Below are 23,709 nucleotides of genomic sequence, written 5' to 3' on the forward strand. Positions count from 1 at the left end.
TCTTTTTGAACGTTTATTTTAGTAAACGTACTTCGTAAATTGCAGGTGTCCATTCCGTTCCGTCAGGGATGAAACGTATCGGACAGCTGCCTGTATTCAGTTTTTGAGGCAGGACATAAGAAAGGGTGATAAAACCATCTTTATCTGTTTCACTGATCATTGGATTAACAGCCAACTTTTCATTATTCAGTAGAATAGCTACTTTGTTACGGTCATCTTTCCGTATTGTAATCAGTATGCGGCTTGCCTCTTCTTTTACTTTCAGTTGATAGCCGAACCAACCTTTGGCACGACGGAAGTGGCGGTCTGTGTTCGTTCCGGTTTCTGCCTGCTCATATTGGATGCCATGGTCGGATTCCGGCTGCTGTTCGCCGGGGAAGATAAGATCAATGGTTTGATTAGCTAATTCGGTTGCTTTTCGTTCAGCCGTTGCCATTTCTTCCTGAATGGCTTTGAACTGCTCTTCGCTTGTCTGCCGGAAATAAACGGCATAGCGGGAATTATGCAGGCGGAAGAAGGGAACAAGCTCCAATGCTTTGCCTTGTGCAGGGTAAACATATCCGTTGTAGCTGAAAGCGATCCGGCTGCCTTGTTCTTTGTGAAGAGACTTACGGATGGAATCGGGATTTCCTATCAACATCGGAACTTCCTGTAACGAAATTTGTTTGCCATGGGCGATATGTCCGCCACGACTGTCATCGGCATATAAACCATCGAGGTGTTCAGTGCCTGTGGAAGCTGCAAGAACGATAGGGCCATATAAGAAAGCATAATAGTCTTTCTTATCAGGAATTTGTTCCATGCTGACTCTCATAGGCAGGTTGAAAGTAATGACATCTCCTTTTTTCCATTTGCGGGAGAGAGGAAGATACTGATTACCTTTTGCCATAATGAATATTTTTCTTTTCCCATTGATGCTGATGCTATAACCTTTGGATTGGTTAGCCCATTCCGGAATACGTATCATTAAAGTACGTTTTTTCTTAGGAGCTTCATCTATTCGCAAAGTTACCTTACCGTCATCTGGGAATCGGGTTTCCTGTGTCAAAGTTACGCCTTGCTCTTTCCAGGTCAGTTGTGAAGGGATGAAGAGATTGATATAAAGCGTATCTTTCTGATGTGCATAAATAAATTCACCGTATTTGGTATGATTCTCCAAGCCAGAACCGACACAGCACCACATGGATGTTTCCGGTTGTGAGTACACACGATAGTGTCCCGGGCGCATGGGAGTGAAATAGACAAATCCACCCTTATTCGGTTCCTGCGATGCAAGAATGTGATTGTAAAGCGCACGTTCGTAATAGTTTACGTAGTTGGGATCAGGCTCCTGTGTATTGTTGGGATTGTGAGAATTCTGGTAAAGCATTTTAGTAAGACGGAGCATGTTGTAAGTATTACAGGTTTCCGGTCCTTGAACGTCGTTCAGCATGGACGTGAAGTTATCCGCCGGGTGGAAATGCTCACGGACACTATTTCCTCCGATGCAGACGGAACGGTGATTGACTACCGTATTCCAAAAGAAACGGGCGGCATGATCCCATTCAGCAGCATGATTCCAACTCTTGTCATCTTGCGAAAGTTCGGCTATTCGTTTGTAACCGATCACTTTGGGAATCTGTGTGTTGGCGTGCATACCTGTCAGCTTGTCTTCATCTTTGATAAGCGGGTCGAGGATAAGTTTGTGGGAGAAACGGCGGGCCAGTTCCAGATATTTCTTGTCGCCTGTGATTTCAGCCACATCAGCGAAAGTCTCATTTAATCCGCCATGTTCGCTACGAAGCATATCCTGCATTTGTTCGTCGCTCAAACCGGAAGTGATGTCAATCATCCAGTCTGTAAGGTCAATCAGCATTTGACGTGCCAGATCGCTTCCTGCATACAAGTAAGCGTCCCGTAATCCTGCATACGTTTTATGTATATTGTATAGAGGTACCCATTTGCCGTTAAGGTCGAAACCTCCGGCACGTATCTTTCCAGCTTTTATTTCTTCCCAAAGTTGGAGGCTTCCCGGAGTTCCTCCGATGAATCCTGTACCTACAGCTTGCTGTGCATGATGCAACTCATTCAGCATATAGTGGAGGCGGTTGTAGACAGCAGTATCTCCGGTAGCGGCATACATCATGGAGAGGGCGGATAGATAATGTCCGCCGATATGTCCGTCCAATCCGGTATTTTCCCAGTTGGTATAGCCAGGAGCTTTAGGTTGTAAACCTGCTTCGCGTAGAAAAGGAGCGAGCAGACGGTCGGGGTTTAAGGCAAGTATATAATGTAAATCAGTCTGTTGGGCTTGCAGGAACGGGCTATCCAATAGTTTTACATTCTGTAAAGGGAAGTAAGACACCTGTGGAGCATTTTGTGCTTTAGCCAGTGAGGCGGACAGGACAAGGCCAAGTATGAACGAGGTGGTTTTCATGGTAATAGTCTCCCCTTTTCCCTCTCCCAAAGAGGAGAGGGGTGGGGATAGTTAATGTTAATATTTAGTGAGAATTGGTTCTTGCTAAACAGCGATTTGTCGGCAATTTCTTGGTGAATATATAACAAGGAATTACCAATTGTCAACTATTTAAATTTGACCGCTGCCTCTTCGATGGGCAATCCTGCCTTGTAGTTTTCGATGTATGTATTAAAACCGGCTACATCTTCGGGTGTGGGTGATACCTCGACACCGGCATCTCCGACAAATACACTTTCATCCAGGAAGTCGGCAAGAGATTGTTTCTTTTCGTTGTTCACGAGATAAGAACCTAACAAGGCAATCCCCCAGGCACCACCTTCACCGGCTGTTTCCATTACCGAAATAGGCGAGTTGATGGCTGCTGCAAGGATTCTTTGACCTACTCCCTTTGTTCTGAACAGTCCTCCGTGACCTGTAATTCTATCCACTTTGATTTTTTCTTCGTTGAACAGGATATCATTACCAATCTTGAGAACGCCTACTGAAGCATATAGGTGAGTCCGCATAAAGTTGGCCAAATTGAACTTGTCATTGGCAGAACGTACAAATAACGGTCTTCCGTCCGCAAGTCCTGTTACAGGTTCGCCTGAAATATAGTTGTATGAAAGGAGACCTCCGCAATCTGTGTCACCGGTAAGTGCGATATGGTAGAGTTTACTATAGATTTCATCCATATTTACAGGTATGCCCAGAAGTTCCTGATATTCCTTAAACAAGTTGACCCATGCATTGAGATCAGAAGTACAGTTATTGCAATGTACCATGGCTACAAGGCTTCCGTCAGGAGTTGTGACCATGTCGATCATTTCGTATGGCTTGGACAAGTCTTTCTCCAATACAATCATAGAGAATGAAGAAGTACCTGCCGATACATTTCCGGTACGCTGTTTCACAGCATTGGTTGCAACCATACCGGTGCCGGCATCTCCTTCCGGAGGACAAACGGGTATTCCTGCTTTCAAATTGCCCGATACGTCGAGCTTTTTACTACCTTCCGGTGTGAGGACACCTGCATTTTCACCTGCCGATAATACTTTAGGCAGAATATCCTGCAGCTTCCAGCTATATTCTTTCGGAGCAATCAGCTTATCGAACTTAGCCACCATTTCGGCAGAATAGTTGTTAGTAGTCGGATCTATAGGAAGCATACCCGATGCATCACCTATTCCCAACACCTTTTTGCCTGTGATCTGCCAATGCACATAACCTGCCAGAGTGGTCAAGAAGTCAATCTCATTCACATGTGCTTCGTTGTCCAAAATAGCCTGATATAAGTGGGAAATGCTCCACCGCAGAGGGATATTATAGACAAATAGTTCGGACAAAATAGCCGCTGCACGGCCTGTATTGGTGTTTCTCCAAGTGCGGAAAGGCACGAGGATTTCTTCTTTTTTGTTGAATGGCATATAACCATGCATCATGGCGCTGACACCGATGGCAGCCAGCGTCTCGATCTCTATGCCGTATGCATTCTTTACGTTCGTACGAAGATCGGCATAGCAATCTTGCAGCCCTGACCAGATGGCTTCAATGCTATACGTCCAAAGTCCGTCAACTAACTGGTTTTCCCAAGTGTGGCTACCTTGAGCAATAGGCTTGTTTTCCTGATCAATCAAGACAGCTTTTATTCGTGTTGAACCGAGTTCTATGCCAAGAATAGCTTTACCTGCCTCGATGGTTGATTTTGCATCTAATTTCATGTTGAAATCAATATTTTAAGGTTTAGCAAAGTGCTTTATTCAACATGTAATAAACTTCGTTCATGCGCAGTTCTTTCTTGAAACAGCTGATTGTAGTATCCTTGTTGATATGTACCATTTCGATACCTGCGATTTCAGCATAATCTTCCCAATATTCTGCTGTCAGGTCGTAAGAGAAGCAAGAGTGGTGAGTTCCACCAGCCAGAATCCATGCACCTGCACCTACTTCAAGGTTTGGCATCGGAATCCAGAGAGCAGAAGCAACCGGCAACTTAGGCAGCGGTTTCGGCTCGATACATTCTACGTCGTTCACGATCAGACGGAAACGGTTACCCATATCTACAACAGTAGCAGTGCAGCCAGTACCGACTTTTGAAGTGAAGACCAGACGTGCAGTCTGACTCTTGCGGATACCTATACCGAGGAAGTGTACTTCCAGACGAGGTTTGTTGGCAGCGATAAGCGGACAGATTTCCAACATGTGTGACTGAAGGATAGAGCTGTTTGCACCATCGAAGTTCAGAGTGTAATCTTCCAGGAATGAGCAGCCTTTAGGAAGTCCCTGATTCATTACCCATACAGTGCGGTAAAGAGCAGCCGATTTCCAGTCACCTTCAGCACCGAATCCGTAACCTTCCGCCATCAGACGTTGTGAGGCAAGACCCGGGATTTGATCGAAACCATTGTATTCAATGTCGCCCAAATCGTCGAAGTTGGTAGTAAACCCTTTCGCACCTTTAGCTTTCAGGATAGCACGCATAGCCAGTTCAGCCTTGGCAGCATTCCATACTTTCTGGTAAGCTTCAGTTGATTTATCTTCCAAAGAAGCATCGTGATCGTACTCCTTGAAGTAAGTAGCTACCAATGCATCTACATCTTCATTTTTGATATCTTTGTGATATTCCATCAATTCGCTTACCGGACAGTAATCTACGTGGTAACCCATACGCTGTTCAGCTTCCACTTTATCACCATCGGTTACAGCTACGTTGTTCATCTGGTCGCCGAAACGGATAATCAGCATATCCTGTGAATCTGCCCAACCGGCACAAACACGCATCCAAACGGCAATCTTATGCAAAGTCTCTTCTTCTTTCCAGTAACCTACCACCACTTTACGACGGATACGCATACGGGTACAGATATGTCCGAATTCGCGGTCACCGTGAGCAGACTGGTTCAGATTCATGAAGTCCATGTCCATGGTATCCCAAGGAATTTCCTTGTTGAATTGAGTATGCAGGTGCAACAAAGGTTTCTTCAACTGTTGCAAACCGTGAATCCACATTTTAGCAGGGGAGAACGTATGCATCCAAGTGATAACACCGACACACTTTTCGTCATTGTTGGCTGCTTTGAAAACAGCTTCCACTTCTTTAGAAGAATTAGCTGTTCCTTTGTATACCACCTTTACAGGAAGTTTACCGGATTCGTTCAATCCGTTAACCATTTCATTAGAGTGTGCATCTACTGCGATTACTGCGTCACCTCCGTACAAAAGCTGTGCTCCTGTTACGAACCATACTTCATATTGATCAAATACGTTATTCATCATGTTATAGTTTAAATTTATAATTTTTAATTGTTTTACTGTCCATAATAAGCATTCGGGCCATGCTTGCGGCTGAAATGTTTCTCTATCAGCAGCGGATTCATTGTTAAATTGGGATTTACCGCATAAGCGATACTTGCCATTTTAGCTACCTGTTCCATAACCACAGCATTGTGTACGGCGTCGTATGCGTCTTTTCCCCAAGAGAAAGGACCATGATTTTTCACCAATACTCCCGGTGTATGTACAGGGTTCAAGCCTTCAAAACGTTTCACTATTACATTACCGGTTTCCAGCTCGTAAGCACCTTTCACTTCCGCTTCCGTCATATCCGCTGTGCAGGGAATGGCATCATGGAAGTAATCTGCATGAGTGGTTCCGATATTCGGAATGTCACATCCGGCTTGTGCCCATGCTGTTGCATAGGTAGAGTGTGTATGTACCACTCCTCCGATTTCCGGAAATGCTTTGTAAAGCACTACGTGAGTTGGGGTGTCTGAAGATGGCTTCAGCCGTCCTTCAACGACCTTGCCATCCAGATCCACTACTACCATATCTTCGGCTTTCATGTCATCATAACTTACACCACTGGGTTTGATTACTACCAATCCGCTTTCACGGTCAATGGCAGAAACATTTCCCCAGGTAAAGATGACTAATCCATGCTTTACCAATTCGAGATTGGCATGAAATACTTTTTCTTTTAGTTCTTCCAGCATAATGATTAGATTTTAAATTTCGGGTCTTTGCGGTAAGCCTTGCCGTTGAACTTATACAAGGCAGCGCCGCGTTTAGAACTTAGTTTATCAATTTTATCAGTTTTCTCTATATAATCCATTTCAGCCACTCTTTTACGGAAGTTCCGTTTATCCATCGTCTCACCATAAATGGCCTCATATAGACTTTGCAGTTGAGTCAACGTAAAGAGTTTCGGAAGCAGATTGAATCCGATAGGTTCCACGGACGCTTTCTGTTTCATCAGTTCCTGTGCCTTCTCCACCATTTCAGGATGGTCGAAAATAAGTGGGGGAAGCTCGTTTATTTTCACCCAGTGAGCATTGTGTTTCCGAACCAGATTCAGATCATATTTATTGATGTTGATTAACGCGTAATAAGCCACAGAGATTACCCGTTCACCCGGATCGCGGTCAATCGCTCCGAAGGTTCCCACCTGTTCCATATAAACGTTTTCCAGTCCGGTGAGCTCATGCAATACACGTTTGGCGGCATCGTCCACACTTTCATCTTTCTGCACGAATCCTCCCATCAGAGACCATTCACCCATTGCCGGCTCAAAGTTTCTCTTCAACAGGAGCAGGCTGATTTCCCCTTCGGAGAAACCGAAGATGATACAGTCGATGCCGACATAGAAAGTCGGATTTGAGCTATAATAATTGTTCATTGTTGTCGTAGTGAATTATTTAATTACCAGAAATACCAGTAGAAAGCGGCTGTAATAGACAGGATTATTACAGTATGAATAATATCCCAGTGATCCCAGCTGACACGGGTAGCCGCTTTTTGTTCTTTAGTAGCTGTACCGAATACCAGTCCCTGAATCTTTTCTGCTGTCGGGGCCTTTGTTGTTAGACTAACTACGATTACTACAATCATACAGAATAGGAACATCCATCCGCAGAAGAACAGCCAGTTCATATCATAAAACAAATATTTGAATGTAGAATCAACCACTTCACCCGCGTTGCTATAGTATACTTTAGCACCCAGACGCGTCAAGCCGATGACCATACCGGAAATCAGTCCCCACATACCACCTTGAGCAGAAGTACGTTTCCAGCAGACCCCCAGTAAAAACGCAGCAGCGATACCTGGAGCCAGGACTGACTGAACATCCTGCAAATAAGTGTAAAGTACATCACCTACACTACGCATGATAGGAATCCAAAGAATACCTAAAATAACGATTACAACTGTTGCAACCTGGCCGATACCAACCAGTTTCTTTTCCGGAGTTTCCGGTCTGAAACGCTTGTAGAAGTCGATAGTGAACAACATGGCCGATGAGTTGAACAAAGAGGCAAGAGAACTCATCAAAGCGGCAAGAATACCACATACTACCAGACCTTTTACCCCGGCAGGAAGTAATTTGGCAACCAATGTCGGGAAAGCGGCATCGGCATTTGCAGTTCCATTAGCCAGCATCGGAAGGAAACCCTCACCACCGGCACCGATATATTTCTGGTGCAATGCGAATGCAATCATACCCGGAATCAAGAAAAGGAATACAGGTAACAGTTTCAGGTAAGCTCCGAAGATAGTACCACGGCGAGCTTCTTTCTCATTCTTTCCTGAAAGTACACGCTGCACAATAAACTGGTCAGTACACCAGTACCAGAATCCGATGATAGCTGAACCGATCAAAGCACCCAACCATGGGAAGTTTGCATCATCATTGCTACGAATCAGGTTGGTCATGGTATCACCATAATCATTTACGGTCACAGCACCACAGACTCTCATCATTTCGTCCCATCCGCCTAGTTCTTTGAAACCAAGCACAAGGATAATTAAGGAGCCTAACAATAGGATTGGAGTTTGAAGAACAGAAGTATAAAGAACGGATTTCATACCTCCGAAGATGGTATAAATTGCGGTCAACACTACCAGACCGATAGCTGCAATCCAGAAGAAATCAATTCCCCAAAGTTCTTTGATGCCGAATACCTGCTGGAACACCAGACCACCGGCATATACAGTTACGGCTACTTTGGTCAAGACATAACTAACCAGAGAGATTACAGACAAGATAGTACGTGATTGAGGATTATAGCGGCGTTCCAGGAATTCCGGCATCGTATATACCATGCTTCGTGAATAGAAAGGCACGAACACCCATCCCAGAATCAAAATCATCCATCCTTGAATTTCCCAGTGAGCCATAGCCATACCACTGGATGCTCCGGCTCCTGCCAGTCCGATCAAGTGCTCCGAGCCAATGTTCGATGCGAAGATAGAGGCACCGATCGCAAGCCATGTTGCGTCACGTCCACCTAAGAAATAATCTGCCGAGTCATTTTGTTTTTGTCTGACTACCCAAACAATAATACCAATCAGAGCCAGAAAAAAGACTCCGATTACTAGCCAATCTAATGCTTCCACGATAAAAATGATTTATGAGTTAATATTATCTCTCTACAGAGAATTTGAAAATACATTCGCTGTTGTAAGTTTGTCCCGGTTCCAGAACAACAGACGGCCAGTCTGCCTTGTTAGGGCTGTCAGGATAGTGTTGTGTTTCCAGACAAACGGAAGCACGTTGGTTGTAAACGATACCTTTCTTGCCGGTTACGGTTCCATCGAGGAAGTTACCTGTATAAACCTGTATACCCGGTTCGTTGGTATATACTTCCAGAGTAATGCCGCTTTCGGGTGAAGTAAGTTTGGCGGCTGCTTGAGAAAGATCTCCCTTAGTGTTCAATACCCAGTTATGATCATATCCGTTTCCATTCTTTAATTGAACGAAATCATAGTTATTGATTTCCTTACCCACGGCTTTCGGAGTAGTAAAGTCCATCGGAGTGTCTTTAACCGGAGCAATTTCGCCTGTAGTCATAAAGGTGCTGTCTACCGGAGTATAGTAGTCTGCATTCACATACATGATATGGTCGGTTGAAATTTTAGACGGATCACCGGAAAGATTGAAATAAGAGTGGTTGGTCATGTTGATGATCGTCTTTTTATCAGTAGTTGCGCTATATTTGATGTCGATAGCGTTGTCATCAGTCAGTTTGTAAGTCACTTTAGCTGTTACGTTGCCCGGGAAATTAGCATCTCCATCCGGTGAAATACGAGTCAGCTCCAGTGTTGTCGGATCGATAAGATTGGCTTCATAAACCTGGTATTGCCAGCCTTTCGGACCTCCGTGCAGACAGTGTCCGTAATTGTTTTGTGGTAACTGGATCGTATCGCCATCCAATACAAAACGTCCCTGGTTGATACGGTTTGCATAGCGTCCGATAGAAGCGCCAAAGTCGCTGGGAATATTGATATAATCAGCAATGCTGTCAAAACCTAAAACTACATCCTGCATCTGACCGTTCTTGTCGGGTACCATGACAGACACGATACGTCCTCCGAAGTTAGTGATGCATACTTCCATGCCTGCCTTATTCTTTAGTGTGTAAAGAGCTGTTTGGGCATTATTCACTTCTGTTTGAAATTTTACCGGATCAAGACCGGACAAGGTCAGCTCGGAAGCCGGTTTGTTATTGCACGCAGCCAGCATCAGCACGGCAATTCCTGCAAGTAGAAAATGTTTTTTCATGGTTTTATTTTTAATGTAAATGAGATGCTTATCTTATTTTGGGTGTAAAAGTAACACTTTTGTTTGGTGTATCAAATACACTCTTATATGTTATGCAGCATAAAAGGTATGTTTTATAATTTTTTCCACACCTTATTATATATATAAATATACGCTTTCCTGCAGTTCATATTTGTATTATATGATTGTAATAAATAGGTGTTTTTTTATCTGATTTCGTATTATAAATACGGATACCAGATGGAAATTTGTGCAAATGAATGGAATTTGATCCTTTTTGACCGATAAACACCTGTTTATGATAAAATCGGGTACGCGGAAAATTGAGAATCTGATTATCTTTGCATTTTAACTATATATAATTTTTTATTGAGAACCATGAGAAGATACACAAATTTATTGGCAGTATTAGCCTTGTTTACTAACCTTGCACTTCATGCGCAAACCAATGAGTTGGTGATACAAACGAAGAAGCTGGGAGCGGAAATCCAACCTACTATGTACGGACTCTTTTTTGAGGACATCAACTATGCTGCTGATGGCGGATTATACGCGGAACTGGTAAAGAACCGCTCGTTCGAGTTCCCCCAGCATCTGATGGGATGGAATACCTATGGCAAAGTGACACTGATGGATGACGGACCTTTTGAACGTAATCCGCATTATGTACGCCTTTCCGATCCGGGACACGGACACAAACATACCGGCCTGGATAACGAAGGCTTTTTCGGTATTGGCGTCAAGAAAGGAGAGGAGTATCGCTTTTCTGTTTGGGCGCGTTTGCCGCAAGGAAGTACGAAAGAAACATTGAGGATCGAACTTGTCGATACTAAATCAATGGGTGAACGTCAGGCTTTTGCCGCAGAGAATCTGACGATTGACTCCAACGAATGGAAAAAGTATCAAGTCATCTTGAAGTCCGGCATTACCCATCCAAAATCCGTACTCCGCATTTTCCTTACTTCTAAAGGAACGGTTGATTTGGAGCACGTTTCTCTTTTCCCGGTCAATACCTGGAAAGGACATGAAAATGGTCTTCGCAAAGATTTAGCACAAGCATTGGCGGATATTCATCCCGGAGTCTTCCGCTTCCCCGGTGGTTGTATCGTAGAAGGTACTGACCTCGATACCCGTTATGACTGGAAAAAATCGGTAGGTCCCGTAGAAAACCGCCCTTTGAATGAGAACCGTTGGCAATATACCTTTACCCATCGTTTCTTCCCGGATTATTATCAGAGCTATGGATTAGGATTCTACGAATACTTCCTGTTGTCCGAAGAAATGGGTGCAGCGCCTCTTCCGATTCTGAATTGCGGTCTTTCCTGTCAATATCAGAATAATGATTCGAAAGCTCACGTTGCAGTTTGTGATCTGGATAGCTATATTCAGGATGCACTCGATTTGATAGAATTTGCCAATGGTGACGTCAATACTACATGGGGGAAGGTACGTGCCGATATGGGACATCCTGCTCCATTTAATCTGCAGTTTATCGGTATCGGTAACGAACAATGGGGAAAAGAATATCCCGAACGTCTTGAACCGTTTATCAAAGCCATTCGTAAGGCTCATCCGGAAATCAAAATCGTAGGTAGCTCCGGTCCGAATTCCGAAGGAAAAGAGTTTGATTATTTGTGGCCTGAAATGAAACGTCTGAAAGCTGATTTGGTGGACGAACACTTCTATCGTCCTGAAAGCTGGTTTCTGACACAAGGCGCACGCTATGACAACTATGACCGTAAAGGTCCGAAAGTGTTTGCCGGAGAATATGCCTGCCACGGAAAAGGCAAAAAATGGAATCATTACCATGCTGCTCTGCTTGAAGCTGCCTTTATGACAGGGTTGGAACGTAACGCTGACATCGTACACATGGCTACTTATGCTCCTCTTTTCGCTCACGTAGAAGGATGGCAATGGCGTCCGGATATGATTTGGTTTGATAACCTGAATTCCGTGCGTACTACAAGCTATTATGTACAGCAGTTGTTTGCACATAACAAAGGAACTAACGTGCTTCCGCTTACCATGAATAAGAAAAATGTAACAGGAGCTGAAGGGCAAAACGGACTCTTTGCCAGTGCTGTTTATGATAAGGATAAGAATGAATTGATTGTTAAGGTGGTTAACACTTCCGCCACGGCCCAACCGATTTCATTGAACTTTGAAGGTTTGAAAAAACAGGATGTACTTTCCGACGGCCGTTGCATCAAACTTCATTCGCTTGATCTTGACAAGGATAACACGCTTGAACAACCTTCCGCCATCACTCCACAGGAAACTCCGGTATCGATTGAAGGCAACGTGTTTGTTGCCGAACTGGAACCGACTACATTTGCTGTTTATAAATTTAAGAAGAAATAAATAGATGTGTTAGCTCAGAATACCAAGTAATAGGTTTTAAATTTTTGTTAATTGTAAAAGTAAGGGCGGCTTCCTCACGGAAGCCGCCCTTTTTACTTATTTAATTTCGAATGAATTCTTATTCCAGTCTGCGGGAACCGTCGCCGATTACTACATCATACACTTTCGGGCTTCTGCCGAATTTAGCTTTAAAAGCAGCTTTTGTTTTTTCAACGAAGTTGTCATACAATTCGTTTTTGACAAGGTTGATCGTACAACCGCCGAATCCGCCACCCATCACGCGTGAACCGGTAACACCGTATTCTTTAGCGCAGTCATTCAGGAAGTCGAGTTCTTCGCAGCTTACTTCGTACAGCTTGCTCATACCATGATGAGTTTCGTACATCTTCTTACCTACAGTTTCGTAATCATCCTTTTCCAATGCTTCACAAACGTCGAGTACACGTTGGATTTCTTCGATTACGTATTCTGCACGCATATAGTCTTCAGCGCTGATATCAGCTTTTGCTTCTTCCAGCATAGCCATTGTACAGTCGCGCAGGAATTCTACGTGCGGATGTTTTTTCTGGATAGCGGCAACAGCAGCTTCACAGCTTTGGCGACGCTTGTTGTAAGCAGAAGAAGCCAATTCGTGTTTCACCACTGAATCCATCAGAACCAGGCGATAACCTTCCGGATGGAATGGGAAATACTGATACTCCAGTGAACGGCAATCCAGACGGATCAAGCTGCCTGCTTTACCGAATACGGAAGCAAACTGGTCCATAATACCGCAGTTCACACCACAATAGTTATGTTCTGTAGCCTGACCCACTTTAGCCAATTCAAACTTATCTATCTTGTTTTCACCGAACAGTTCGTTCAATGCGAAAGCATATGTACTTTCCAAAGCAGCAGAAGAAGACATACCTGCACCCAAAGGCACATCACCTGCGAAAGCAGTATTGAATCCCTTCACGTCAACGCCACGTTTGATCATTTCACGGCATACACCGAAAATATATCTTGCCCAGCTGGCGCGTGGAGCATCTTCTTCATTCAAGCCAAATTCCACATAATCTTTCAAGTCGATAGAGTAAGCCTTTACTTTGTCAGTACCGTTCGGTTTGATTTCAGCAATCATCCCTTTATCTACCGCTCCCGGAAAAACGAATCCACCGTTGTAGTCAGTGTGTTCGCCGATCAGGTTGATACGGCCCGGAGAAGCATATAGAAAGCCGGTAGTTCCGTCAAAGTGTTTAATGAATCGACTTCTTACGTATTCTGTATCCATGATATTTATATTTTAAAGGTGAATAAATTGAATTCTATTCTATGTGATTGTTTATTCCACAGGAATATCCTTATTTACATTCTTGCAACCTACCAGACCGTAGAACAACAGGTAAGCCAAAGCGGCGATAATAACCCAATAGCTAGGCATGAAACCAGCGATATCGGCTACTAATCCCTGAATTACAGGTAAGATACCTCCACCACATACCAGTACCATAAACAGACCGGAAGCAGCAGCCAGATATTTACCTAAACCTTCTACAGCAAGGTTGAAAATACCACCCCACATGATAGAAGTACATAAGCCCACTAATACCAGATACATGGCATTGATAGGAACTTCTGCAAATCCGAATGACAAACTACCGGTAGCGCTTTGTTGAAGTACAGGTAGATCAACCATTGTTTCTGTAGATGAGAAGATGGCAAGGAATACCAGAATCAAACCTAAAGCAGAAGTAAATGTAAGCATAGCCTTACTGGAGATTTTAGCACCAAGAGAAGCACCTGTCAAGCGTCCGATCAACATCAGGAACCAGTATGTTCCTACTACGAATCCCGAGATTGTAGAAGCGATACCTGCTCCACCTTTTTCTACAGGGTCTGTCAAGAATAAATTCAAAGTTCCCGGTACACCTACTTCAATACCTACATATACAAAGATTGCAATAGCTCCCAGGACGAAATGACGGAACTTCAAAGCACCTTTCATCAATTTACCGATAGGTTCTGTTGCGGTAGCGGCGTTAGGCTCTGGTATGCGTACAAACAAAAGCACGAAGAATGCGAAAGCGAACACAGCCATAGCGGTGTACATCACAGGGAATATTTGAGAAATAGTAGCTTTTTCGATAGATCCGGCGATAAGGATACCTACAAACATCGGAGTAATGGTAGCCATTACAGAGTTGAAAGAGCCACCTACCTGGATAAGCTGATTACCTTTGTTACCTTCGCCACCAAGTTTGTTCAGCATCGGGTTCACAACAGTGTTAAGCAAACACATAGAGAAACCTGCTACGAATGCACCGATCAAATAAACAGCGAAAGCCATTTCCGGGCTTGAATGGCCGGATAAGAACTGGATACCTACGCCTATGAAGCCGATAGCTACTGCGATAAGTGCTGTTTTCTTATAGCCCACGCGTTGTAACAGGATGCCGCTCGGAATACCCATTACTGCATAAGCAATAAAGTTTCCGAAGTTTCCCAGCATACCTAATGCGTTTGATACGTCGAACTGGTTTTTCAATACGATACCCATAGGGGCAGCGAGGTTAGTAACAAATGAAATCATACCGAAAAGGAAAATCATCGTAATGATCGCAATGATTTTTCCATTCTTTTTTTCTTGTGTCATGGTTCAAAAAAATGTTAGTTTATAAAATTAGGTTAGTTATTTTTCAAATCTTATTCTTCTACCGTAAATTTGTAGACAGTGATCTGTTGGTATTCATCACCCGGCAGCAAAGTAGCCGATGGGAAATGCGGTTTGTTCGGAGTATCCGGGAAACACTGTGCCTCAAAGCAGATAGCGCTTCTGGCAGGGAATGTAGCTCCGTGTGCACCTTCAAATCCGTTGAGCCAGTTGCCTGTATAGAGTTGTACACCCGCTTCGGTGGTATATACTTCCATGATACGTCCGCTTTCCGGATCCTTGCAAGTGGCAGCCAGATCGAGCGAACCGCTTTCCAACTTGTTCAGTACGTAACAGTGGTCATATCCTGCACCGAAAATCAGTTGCTGGAATTTGTCGTCGATACGTTCGCCTACAGTGTGCGGGGCACGGAAATCCATCGGAGTACCCTCTACTTTGGCAATTTCACCGGTAGGGATAGAAACTTCGTCGATAGGCGTATAGAAATCAGCGTTGATCGTAACGATGTGGTTGTTGACGGTAGGAGTAGGGTTGGAAATACCGGCGAGGTTGAAGAAACCGTGGTTAGTCAAGTTAACGACTGTAGCTTTGTCGGTGGTAGCTCGGTATTCGATATTCAGTGCATTTACTTCGTTGTCCAGGCGGTAAGTCATTTCTATTTCCAGATTGCCGGGGAATCCCTCTTCGCCATCGGCAGAAACATAGTTGAATTGCACCGTACTCTCATCAATCTGGACAGCATCCCATACACGGGCGTGGAAACCGGTAGGTCCACCATGCAGAGAGTTAGGTCCGTTGTTAATCGTGAGTTCATGTTCTTCGCCGAACAAAGTGAATTTTCCTTTCGCAATACGGTTGCCGTAGCGTCCGATAGTAGTGCTTAAGAAAGGTTCCGGGCTGTTGATGACGTGGTCGATGCTGTCGTGTCCGAGGATTACATTGGCATACTTACCGTTTTTGTCCGGTACCATGATAGAAAGAATGGCGCATCCGTAATTGGTTACAGCTACTTCCATTCCCTTTGCGTTTTTGAGGATAAATAAATCAGTTTTCTTATCATTTATATCCTTTTGGAAATCTTTCCGGCTAAGCCCTGATAGATTCCCTTCTGTTGGGAATGTGTTATTCATGTCTGGTATTATTAAAATTTTCCTGCAAATAAAGGGAAATTCTTTCTTACTCACAAATTATTCCGGCTAAATATAGTAGATGCTTTAGGAAAGTTTAGCTTTATTACTTCATCTTCTTCGAATGCAAGAATAAAAGATGCTTTCTTAAATGAATTTTCATCCTCCTTTTCTTAAAAACTGAACTATTTTTTGTATGTTTGTTGCCGGATTGTAACAATCCGAGCGAATTTAATCTAAGTTTATAACAAGAAAAACAAAAATGTATCCATTAAAATTCGAACCTATTCTGAAGCAGACGCTTTGGGGGGGCGACAAAATTATTCCATTCAAGCATTTGAATTCAGACTTGAAAGGAGTAGGAGAAAGCTGGGAGATTTCTGGCGTTGAGAACAATGAATCCGTAGTGGCTAATGGTCCGGATAAAGGTCTAACCTTGGCCGATATGGTCAGAAAGTATCGCGAGGAGCTGGTTGGAGAAGCGAATTATGCTCGTTTCGGCAATAAATTTCCACTGCTCATTAAGTTCATCGACGCCAAACAGGATTTGTCAATCCAGGTACATCCGACAGATGAGTTGGCGAAGAAACGCCACAATTCGATGGGAAAAACCGAGATGTGGTATGTGGTAGATGCCGACAAAGGAGCTAAATTGCGTTCAGGATTCTCTGAACAGATTACCCCGAAAGAATATAAAGAACGCGTGTTGAACAATACGATTACCGACGTATTGCAGGAATATGAAATTCATCCGGGTGATGTATTCTTCCTTCCTGCCGGACGTGTGCACAGCATCGGGGCAGGTTCTTTCATCGCCGAGATTCAGCAGACCTCTGATATAACTTACCGTATCTACGATTTCAACCGTAAAGATGCGAATGGCAAAACCCGCGAACTTCACACCGATTTAGCCCGTGAAGCCATCAACTATGAGGTATTGGATGACTATCGCACTAAATACGAACCGTTGAAGGACGAACCGGTAGAATTGGTTGCTTGCACTTACTTCACGACTTCTCTGTATGACATGACTGAAGAAATCAGTTGCGACTATTCCGAACTCGATTCATTCGTAATCTTTATCTGTATGGAAGGATCCTGCAAGATGAGAGACAATGAAGGTAATGATCTGACTGTCAGTGCAGGAGAATCTATCCTGTTGCCTGCTACCACGCAAGATGTCACAATCACTCCCGAAGGAGGAAATGTGAAACTGCTGGAAACATACGTGTAAGATAATATCGTACAAAATGGAATTCATCCGACTTTGTTCCGTTCTCATGATGGACAAAGCCGGATGATTTTTTTTGAAATATATAAAATAATAAATGATGTAATGAGGAACAAAAATGGATTTAGCCGGTGTGCAGAGTTCTACATCGGCCGTTTGCGAAAGGAGGGACGCCATTCTACAGCACATGTTTACAAGAATGCTCTCTTCTCTTTCAGCAAGTTTTGCGGCACGCTCAATGTGTCGTTCAGACAAGTCACCCGGGAAAGTTTACGGCGTTACGGGCAGTACCTTTACGAGTGTGGTTTGAAGCCCAACACGATTTCTACGTATATGCGTATGCTTCGTAGCATTTACAACCGGGGAGTGGAAGCAGGTATTGCGTCTTATGTGCCGCGACTGTTTCATGATGTTTATACAGGTGTGGATATCCGCCAGAAAAAAGCCCTGCCTGCTGTCGAATTGCATAAGCTTCTATATGAAGATCCAAAGTCGGAGCGATTGCGTCGTACACAGGCTATTGCTGCCCTGATGTTCCAGTTTTGTGGAATGTCGTTTGCCGATTTGGCTCATTTGGAGAAATCGGCTTTGGATCAGAATGTGTTGCGGTATAATCGTATCAAAACAAAAACTCCGATGAGTGTGGAAGTGCTTGATACAGCCAGGGAAATGATCAACCAGCTCCGTAACAGGGAAGATGCCCAACCCGATCGTCCGGATTATCTGTTTGACATTCTTAGCGGCAAACAGAAACGTCAGGATGAAAAAGGGTATCGGGAATATCAGTCCGCTCTCCGTCAGTTCAATAATTGTTTGAAAGACTTGGCTAGAGCTTTACGTCTGCAATCTCCCGTCACTTCCTATACACTTCGCCACTCTTGGGCAACGACAGCGAAGTATCGGGGAGTACCTATTGAAATGATTAGTGAATCATTGGGCCATAAATCTATAAAAACCACACAAATCTATTTAAAAGGCTTTGGACTTAAAGAACGTACAGAGGTAAATAAAGGGAATTTATCTTACGTCAGAAACTGTTGTGTAGACAGAAAGAAAAGTGTAAAGTGCTAGTAGTCAGTATTGATATATGTGCGTTACTTCTTAGGTAACGGAACTTAAATTTGACGCAAAGATAGACAAAAACATAGATAGTAAGCAAATATTCTTCCACTTTTTTTCGTTTTATCTGAAATATAAGGAAAAAAACTATCCGAACATGAAATAATCTAATTTTCATGCTCTATACTTTTTTATTGCCTAATCTCTGGATTTTTCCTGTTGAGTATTAGGCAGTTCCATTCTTGTGCCCTATTCCTATATGTGATTTCCATTTTTATTGAGATGCGTGCCTTGTGTATGTATTGTCCGTTACCTAAGAAGTAACGGAATAACATGGGGTAAAAAAACATGATTTTAACAAAACCAAAATCAATTAGTGCTGGGCCTAGTGATGGGACAGGGGAAGGCGTAGCACACTCTAAACGCTGGTATGTCGCTCTGGTTCGTATGCACCACGAGAAGAAAGTAGCCGAGCGTTTATCTAAAATGGGGATTGAGAATTTCGTTCCTGTCCAACAAGAAATTCACCAGTGGAGTGACCGGCGCAAGATGGTTGAGTCCGTTCTTCTGCCCATGATGGTGTTTGTGCATGTAAATCCGAAAGAACGCAAAGAAGTTCTGGGTTTCTCTACTGTTAGCCGTTATATGGTGATGCGCGGTGAGAGTTCTCCGGCGGTGATTCCTGATGAGCAGATGGCTCGTTTCCGTTTCATGCTCGACTATTCAGAGGAAGCTATTTGTATGAACAGTTCTCCTTTGGCACGTGGTGAAAGGGTCCGTGTTGTGAAAGGACCTCTGACCGGGCTGGTTGGTGAACTGGTCAATGTCGATGGCAAAAGCAAGATTGCTGTCCGGCTGAATATGCTGGGATGCGCTTGTGTTAATATGCCTATTGGTTATGTCGAGGCTATCTGCGAGAAAAACTAATACCCGTCAGTCATTATTTATCCACCATTTACATGAATACGAAATTATCCTGTGCTTTTGCACTGATATTCTTTTTCTTCTTTTTCTCGGCTTGCCAGTCCTATAAGAAAGTACCTTATTTACAGGATGCGGAGATTTTGAAACAGGCGAATACGCAAGTTGCACCTGTTCAGGACGCAAGACTGATACCGGGCGATGAGGTTTCCATTTTTGTTTCCACTTCCGATCCGGTTGTTTCGCAGCCATTCAATGAACAAGGCAGTACATTTCTGCTGGATGACCAGGGGAATATCAACTATCCGGTTTTAGGTAAACTTTCTTTAACCGGTTTAACAAGTCGTGAAGCTGAAAACCTGATAACGGAGAGACTGAAATCTTACGTGAAAGAACGTCCTACGGTAGTAGTCCGTATGTCCGGCTTTAAAGTTTCGGTTTTGGGAGAAGTGGCTTCCCCCGGTGTTTATCCGGTGGTGAATGAGCAGATCAATGTGCTCGAGGCACTTGCCATGGCAGGAGATTTGACAATTTATGGTGTTCGTGATAATGTAAAACTAATCCGCGAAGACAGGAATGGGCATAAACAGTTTGTTACACTCAATCTGAACGACGCGGATTTGTTAATCTCTCCTTATTATCAGTTGCAACAGAATGACATCCTGTATGTCACTCCTAATAAAACCAAAGCGCAGAGCGCAGACATAGGAACAAGTACGACGATGTGGGTTTCGGGATTTTCCATCCTGGTATCTATTGCCAGTTTGCTGGTCAATATACTTAGATAATACCACCTAATTCCCGATACTCCTCCGTACAATTAAAACACGGACACTCCTTCATCGGATTCAAATCATGATGGCCTACAATCAACGTCTTAGGAAATATTTTCCTCAATTCGCGGAGCAGACCGAGCAAAGAAGCCCGTTGTGCCAATGTACGCGTGTCTTTGGGACGTCCTGCCATATCCAGCCCTCCTTCATAACAAATACCTATCGAATGGGTGTTATGGTCACGGCAGTGTGCCCCGACCTTTTCCAGAGGACGACCCTGGCAGATTTCTCCGTCCCGGGTGATGTAGAAATGATAGCCGATGTCACGGAATCTCCGGTGCAAGATATGATCTTGTCGGCAAGCCTCCGCCGAAAGGGACTTTCCTTCCGGCGTGGCACTGCAATGAATGATAATCAGAGTGATGGTACGCATAGGACTACATACAGCTCTGTACTCCGATCAAACCTCCGATAGCGGTGGCAACGGTGATAATCACTTTGATGATGAAGCTCCATACGGAGCGGGGAGATGATGAATTACTCATAGATAAGAAGTTTTAAATAAATTGATAATAGTTTTTTTATTCACCACGGAGGACACAGAGGAAACAGAGGAAAGAAATAATCTGTGGTGAAAAAACTCTGTGTCCTCCGTGTCCTCTGTGGTGAATCCCTTAAGCAGCCGGATCAGGCGCTTCACCGCCACCATCCGGTTTCGGATCAGGGTTGTCACCCGAATCAGAACCTCCTCCGGCAGTTGTCGGTTTCTGATATTCGGCCTGTTGTTTCAACTGGCTGTCGAGTTTCAGGTTGGTGGTTGACAAATTACCGGTAGCACGGGCTTTCAGACGCATACCAGTGATGTTTTTCTCCAGTGAGAAATCTTCCAGCGTATCAGCCGCCTTACTGCGGATGCCCACACCAAAGATGGCAAGGTCGTCGATTTTCACACATTTGCCATCCAGCAGCAGTTCTTTGATACAGTCAACCATGTCGGAAAGCACACCTTTGATGACACCACCGGAATACGGTGAATTGTGCTTCGACATATGCTCGGCAAGCTTTGCCAAATCAAACGTCTCGTCGCTTACTGCACGGGCGAACCACTTGCCTGCATTCAGGCCTTTCTGTTGTTGGTTTTGATAAATTTTGTAACGGATCATAAAACAATAAATTAAAGGGTTAAACATCGTGTCCGAGGGATTCTTTTCCCTTTCGACAATACAAAGATACTACCCTCAAACCTTGAAAAATCAATAGTATGCGCTTGCGTACGATTGTTGTCAATTATGCGCAGTAACAGTCGGTTATTCAATGGAAAAACGTAGGATATGTGGATATATTTTGTTGTTTTTGTAACTGTAAATCAGAAACTTATTCATTATGAACGAATTCAAAATACGTGCCTACGGCCGCATGGAACTGGCTCAACTTTATTCTCCGGAACTAACTGACATTGCTGCATATCGAAAGATGAAGAAATGGATCTCTTTATGTCCCGGACTTCTGCAACGTCTGCACGACTTAGGTTACGAATCAAAGCGCCGCTCATTCACCCCGTTGGAGGTGAGAGTGATTGTAGACGCCTTGGGAGAACCTTAGAAGAGCGGAAAAGTAAAGCACCGCTTTAGCAATCGTAAAGCTATGCTTTACCACCTCTAAAGCGCCGCTTTAGATTTCATGAAACGTCCTGTTGTTATATAAATGCAAAAAAGGCACTTTTTCCGGGGGCTCCCTAACACACGCACACATGCGTGCGCGTATAAACGCCTTTATCGTCTGTATTGATAAGCAGTCCTTTTTTTATCAGACGGTTCAGCCAGCTAAGAGCTGTGTTAGGTTTGATTTTCATCTTTTCAGCCTGTTCCAACAACTGTGTGCGGGTGAACTGGTTGCCCATTATTTCAAAAAGTGCATCCCGGTCGGCATTGGCTCTATGTTTGACCTCTGTGGAAGGAAGAAAAGATAAGATATGTGTGGCATGACGATAGAGCGGAGTTACAAGCTCCAGCACCGCATGGAAATCTTCAGCGGTGATTGTCATATCCCAACGGGTGATAATGCTGTCTTTGATATTATCGGCAGCAATCTCCTTGTCAGGAGTCAGCAGAGGGGCGGAAGAACCTTTGAACTGATAAGGCTGGTCGCATTCCAGTGCACGCATCATAGCTATTTCTGCCATGATACGGCACGTGTTGACAGCCAGTCGGGCTATGGAACTGCTCATTTCGTTATCGTTGGCGAGTCCCGAACGGAAAAACAGATCGGCAAAGAGAGCATTGAACTCTTGCTTTTGTTCATCAGTGAGCCGGAGCGTATGAAGCCCGTGTGCTTTCATCAGGTCCAGTTGCTTTTTCCATTCCAGACCTATGTCTGTGAAGACAGCTTCCAGATCGGTTTCGCCACTTTCAAACTGGTTGATCCATGTCCATATACCGTGCATATAATAAAACAGCTGGCGCGAGAAGAGACCGTTCTCTGTCGATGGAATAAGTGGTTTTACCTGTGCGGGTGTACCGGAAAGCAGGACGGAAAGATAGCTTTTCTTTACTTCCCGGTATTCCTGGTCGGTGCGTCGGTTGTACGACAGACGGTCGTGGTCGAACGCTTTGCGGAGCGTATCGCTCCAGTGTCCGTATTCAGAGCCGATAGCTGCAGAGATGGTGTCCGCTTCGGTTTCGCAGATAAGCCCTGTGCCGTTGGCATCCATGATATTTTGCAGAATACCCGTTCCGGTGTTATTACCCGAAATGAGGAACATTTTATTCTTGGGCATTTGAGGAGCTTCCACTTTGCAGCGCTCCTTTCCCATGACATCATAGGCGGCTTTCTCTTTCTTGTAGGCCTTGACCTTTTCCGCTACTTGTTGGCGGAGCTCGTCATGAATAGGCTCCACAAGCAGACGGATGAACGAAAGAATTCCCTTACCCGAGGCGGAAGGAGCTACAATAAAACTTTGCAGGCAAGGAGATTGGAGTTTGCCAGCGTATGGACATCTCACATATCGCTCCATGCTGGCACCTATGGCGGTCAATGCTCCGAGCAGCATGACATCGCGTTGTGTGGGGCTGGTGGCATAACTCATGATGAGCAACAGGATTTTCGGCCAGTCCGCTTCGGTGAAAGAGGGCAATGGCTGGTTCGGTTCACTACCGTCCTGCAGCTCTTCGGATTCGTCCGGTTCTTCATTGTCCACCTTATTATATACGTGCGTGTGTGTGAGATTTTTGGCCGGTGTATTTTCTGCATTTTTTGCATTTTTCCGGTGGTTCATCACTTCCTCTTTGCAGAGAGTTACACCCGTCCTTTCAGCAAGATGGAATGCAGTGCCCAGATGGACATCTCCATGCCGGGTAGTAAGTGCGTTGGAGAATATCCGTTCGGCATGTTCCCGTTCGTATTTGGCAGACACCCGGCACAACCGATGGAAAAACTCGCGTCCCGCTTCTCCGCAATCCGTTGCAATGGCGAACGCCAGTTGTACATATTCAGCATACGTAGGGGCAATATCCGCTCCTGCAGTTTCAACCGCCTCACAGAGGCGGCATAACGATTCAATTTCGTCCATAATTTTAATTTGTAATTTATA

General features: G+C 44.2%; 20 protein-coding genes. 6 read left to right on the forward strand and 14 right to left on the reverse strand.

The genetic code is table 11. The annotated features are described in order from the left end of the window. Nucleotides 1-13: 13 nt before the first annotated feature. The 7 genes from AB3G73_RS02105 to AB3G73_RS02135 form a co-directional block, all read right to left on the reverse strand. A complete protein-coding gene (locus AB3G73_RS02105) occupies nt 14-2,416 on the reverse strand; it encodes a beta-L-arabinofuranosidase domain-containing protein (protein WP_367742241.1) in 2,403 nt (800 codons plus the stop codon). Between the two features lie 146 nt (nt 2,417-2,562). Continuing rightward, nucleotides 2,563-4,158: a xylulokinase gene (locus tag AB3G73_RS02110; protein ID WP_148366264.1), complete on the reverse strand. Its 1,596-nt coding sequence runs from the start codon at nt 4,156-4,158 to the stop codon at nt 2,563-2,565. A 22-nt stretch (nt 4,159-4,180) separates the two neighbouring features. Beyond that, on the reverse strand, nt 4,181-5,710 hold the full coding sequence (araA, locus tag AB3G73_RS02115) for an L-arabinose isomerase (protein ID WP_148366378.1): 1,530 nt from the start codon (nt 5,708-5,710) through the stop codon (nt 4,181-4,183). A gap of 35 nt (nt 5,711-5,745) precedes the next feature. After that, nucleotides 5,746-6,429, reverse strand: a complete 684-nt coding sequence (locus AB3G73_RS02120) for an L-ribulose-5-phosphate 4-epimerase (RefSeq protein WP_074556460.1) — start codon at nt 6,427-6,429, stop codon at nt 5,746-5,748. Between the two features lie 5 nt (nt 6,430-6,434). Continuing rightward, nucleotides 6,435-7,112 (reverse strand): NUDIX domain-containing protein, encoded by a 678-nt coding sequence (locus AB3G73_RS02125; protein WP_074556461.1) that lies wholly within the window; start codon nt 7,110-7,112, stop codon nt 6,435-6,437. 23 nt (nt 7,113-7,135) lie between these two features. Continuing rightward, nucleotides 7,136-8,830: a sodium:solute symporter gene (locus AB3G73_RS02130; protein ID WP_367742244.1), complete on the reverse strand. Its 1,695-nt coding sequence runs from the start codon at nt 8,828-8,830 to the stop codon at nt 7,136-7,138. 25 nt (nt 8,831-8,855) lie between these two features. Next, the gene (locus AB3G73_RS02135; RefSeq protein WP_367742246.1) at nt 8,856-9,995 is read right to left on the reverse strand and encodes an aldose epimerase family protein; all 1,140 of its coding nucleotides are present in this window, start codon (nt 9,993-9,995) and stop codon (nt 8,856-8,858) included. 378 nt (nt 9,996-10,373) lie between these two features. Between AB3G73_RS02135 and AB3G73_RS02140 the strand changes: the two genes are divergently transcribed. Further along, nucleotides 10,374-12,356 carry an alpha-L-arabinofuranosidase C-terminal domain-containing protein gene (locus AB3G73_RS02140; protein ID WP_367742248.1) on the forward strand — a complete coding sequence of 661 codons (1,983 nt, stop codon included), beginning with the start codon at nt 10,374-10,376 and terminating at the stop codon, nt 12,354-12,356. A 118-nt stretch (nt 12,357-12,474) separates the two neighbouring features. Here the strand turns inward: AB3G73_RS02140 and galK are convergent, their stop codons facing one another. The 3 genes from galK to AB3G73_RS02155 are packed head-to-tail and all read right to left on the reverse strand — an operon-like array spanning nt 12,475 to nt 16,139. Further along, nucleotides 12,475-13,629: a galactokinase gene (gene galK, locus AB3G73_RS02145; protein ID WP_195650654.1), complete on the reverse strand. Its 1,155-nt coding sequence runs from the start codon at nt 13,627-13,629 to the stop codon at nt 12,475-12,477. A gap of 51 nt (nt 13,630-13,680) precedes the next feature. After that, complete coding sequence (locus tag AB3G73_RS02150) at nt 13,681-14,991, reverse strand: MFS transporter (protein WP_074556471.1); 1,311 nt, start codon at nt 14,989-14,991, stop codon at nt 13,681-13,683. A 50-nt stretch (nt 14,992-15,041) separates the two neighbouring features. Next, nucleotides 15,042-16,139, reverse strand: coding sequence for an aldose epimerase family protein (locus AB3G73_RS02155; RefSeq protein WP_074556472.1), 1,098 nt, complete (start codon nt 16,137-16,139; stop codon nt 15,042-15,044). Between the two features lie 259 nt (nt 16,140-16,398). Here AB3G73_RS02155 and AB3G73_RS02160 point away from each other — a divergent pair, with 259 nt between their 5' ends. From AB3G73_RS02160 to AB3G73_RS02175, 4 genes are all read left to right on the forward strand, one after another. Next, nucleotides 16,399-17,370, forward strand: a complete 972-nt coding sequence (locus tag AB3G73_RS02160) for a type I phosphomannose isomerase catalytic subunit (RefSeq protein WP_367742251.1) — start codon at nt 16,399-16,401, stop codon at nt 17,368-17,370. A gap of 102 nt (nt 17,371-17,472) precedes the next feature. Next, complete coding sequence (locus AB3G73_RS02165) at nt 17,473-18,438, forward strand: tyrosine-type DNA invertase cluster 3b (protein ID WP_195650653.1); 966 nt, start codon at nt 17,473-17,475, stop codon at nt 18,436-18,438. Nucleotides 18,439-18,774: 336 nt separating this feature from the next. After that, complete coding sequence (locus tag AB3G73_RS02170; RefSeq protein WP_148366277.1) at nt 18,775-19,353, forward strand: UpxY family transcription antiterminator; 579 nt, start codon at nt 18,775-18,777, stop codon at nt 19,351-19,353. A 32-nt stretch (nt 19,354-19,385) separates the two neighbouring features. Continuing rightward, complete coding sequence (locus AB3G73_RS02175; protein ID WP_234133809.1) at nt 19,386-20,135, forward strand: polysaccharide biosynthesis/export family protein; 750 nt, start codon at nt 19,386-19,388, stop codon at nt 20,133-20,135. On the opposite strand, the gene AB3G73_RS02180 is transcribed toward AB3G73_RS02175, so the two are convergent. From AB3G73_RS02180 to AB3G73_RS02190, 3 genes are all read right to left on the reverse strand, one after another. After that, the gene (locus AB3G73_RS02180; RefSeq protein WP_148366281.1) at nt 20,128-20,553 is read right to left on the reverse strand and encodes an N-acetylmuramoyl-L-alanine amidase; all 426 of its coding nucleotides are present in this window, start codon (nt 20,551-20,553) and stop codon (nt 20,128-20,130) included. The genes AB3G73_RS02175 and AB3G73_RS02180 overlap by 8 nt on opposite strands. Before the next feature lie 4 nt (nt 20,554-20,557). Further along, nucleotides 20,558-20,665 (reverse strand): smalltalk protein, encoded by a 108-nt coding sequence (locus tag AB3G73_RS02185; protein WP_004297473.1) that lies wholly within the window; start codon nt 20,663-20,665, stop codon nt 20,558-20,560. A gap of 129 nt (nt 20,666-20,794) precedes the next feature. Beyond that, nucleotides 20,795-21,283 carry a DNA-binding protein gene (locus AB3G73_RS02190; protein ID WP_148366283.1) on the reverse strand — a complete coding sequence of 163 codons (489 nt, stop codon included), beginning with the start codon at nt 21,281-21,283 and terminating at the stop codon, nt 20,795-20,797. A gap of 220 nt (nt 21,284-21,503) precedes the next feature. On the opposite strand from AB3G73_RS02190, the gene AB3G73_RS02195 reads away from it, so the two are divergent. Further along, nucleotides 21,504-21,722 carry a DUF4248 domain-containing protein gene (locus AB3G73_RS02195; protein ID WP_367742269.1) on the forward strand — a complete coding sequence of 73 codons (219 nt, stop codon included), beginning with the start codon at nt 21,504-21,506 and terminating at the stop codon, nt 21,720-21,722. 133 nt (nt 21,723-21,855) lie between these two features. On the opposite strand, the gene AB3G73_RS02200 is transcribed toward AB3G73_RS02195, so the two are convergent. After that, nucleotides 21,856-23,688 (reverse strand): DUF3987 domain-containing protein, encoded by a 1,833-nt coding sequence (locus tag AB3G73_RS02200; RefSeq protein ID WP_367742271.1) that lies wholly within the window; start codon nt 23,686-23,688, stop codon nt 21,856-21,858. Nucleotides 23,689-23,709: the final 21 nt, after the last annotated feature.

Source organism: Bacteroides sp. L008, assembly GCF_040812255.1.
Classification (GTDB): domain Bacteria; phylum Bacteroidota; class Bacteroidia; order Bacteroidales; family Bacteroidaceae; genus Bacteroides; species Bacteroides vicugnae.

Coding starts and splice junctions, on each gene's coding strand:
- AB3G73_RS02105 (WP_367742241.1), bottom strand. CDS start 2,416: ATGAAAACCACCTCGTTCATACTTGGCCTTGTCCTGTCCGCCTCACTG.
- AB3G73_RS02120 (WP_074556460.1), bottom strand. CDS start 6,429: ATGCTGGAAGAACTAAAAGAAAAAGTATTTCATGCCAATCTCGAATTG.
- AB3G73_RS02180 (WP_148366281.1), bottom strand. CDS start 20,553: ATGCGTACCATCACTCTGATTATCATTCATTGCAGTGCCACGCCGGAA.
- AB3G73_RS02135 (WP_367742246.1), bottom strand. CDS start 9,995: ATGAAAAAACATTTTCTACTTGCAGGAATTGCCGTGCTGATGCTGGCT.
- AB3G73_RS02110 (WP_148366264.1), bottom strand. CDS start 4,158: ATGAAATTAGATGCAAAATCAACCATCGAGGCAGGTAAAGCTATTCTT.
- AB3G73_RS02170 (WP_148366277.1), top strand. CDS start 18,775: ATGATTTTAACAAAACCAAAATCAATTAGTGCTGGGCCTAGTGATGGG.
- AB3G73_RS02185 (WP_004297473.1), bottom strand. CDS start 20,665: ATGAGTAATTCATCATCTCCCCGCTCCGTATGGAGCTTCATCATCAAA.
- AB3G73_RS02190 (WP_148366283.1), bottom strand. CDS start 21,283: ATGATCCGTTACAAAATTTATCAAAACCAACAACAGAAAGGCCTGAAT.
- AB3G73_RS02160 (WP_367742251.1), top strand. CDS start 16,399: ATGTATCCATTAAAATTCGAACCTATTCTGAAGCAGACGCTTTGGGGG.
- AB3G73_RS02200 (WP_367742271.1), bottom strand. CDS start 23,688: ATGGACGAAATTGAATCGTTATGCCGCCTCTGTGAGGCGGTTGAAACT.
- AB3G73_RS02125 (WP_074556461.1), bottom strand. CDS start 7,112: ATGAACAATTATTATAGCTCAAATCCGACTTTCTATGTCGGCATCGAC.
- AB3G73_RS02175 (WP_234133809.1), top strand. CDS start 19,386: ATGAATACGAAATTATCCTGTGCTTTTGCACTGATATTCTTTTTCTTC.
- araA (WP_148366378.1), bottom strand. CDS start 5,710: ATGAATAACGTATTTGATCAATATGAAGTATGGTTCGTAACAGGAGCA.
- AB3G73_RS02155 (WP_074556472.1), bottom strand. CDS start 16,139: ATGAATAACACATTCCCAACAGAAGGGAATCTATCAGGGCTTAGCCGG.
- AB3G73_RS02165 (WP_195650653.1), top strand. CDS start 17,473: ATGAGGAACAAAAATGGATTTAGCCGGTGTGCAGAGTTCTACATCGGC.
- AB3G73_RS02150 (WP_074556471.1), bottom strand. CDS start 14,991: ATGACACAAGAAAAAAAGAATGGAAAAATCATTGCGATCATTACGATG.
- galK (WP_195650654.1), bottom strand. CDS start 13,629: ATGGATACAGAATACGTAAGAAGTCGATTCATTAAACACTTTGACGGA.
- AB3G73_RS02195 (WP_367742269.1), top strand. CDS start 21,504: ATGAACGAATTCAAAATACGTGCCTACGGCCGCATGGAACTGGCTCAA.
- AB3G73_RS02140 (WP_367742248.1), top strand. CDS start 10,374: ATGAGAAGATACACAAATTTATTGGCAGTATTAGCCTTGTTTACTAAC.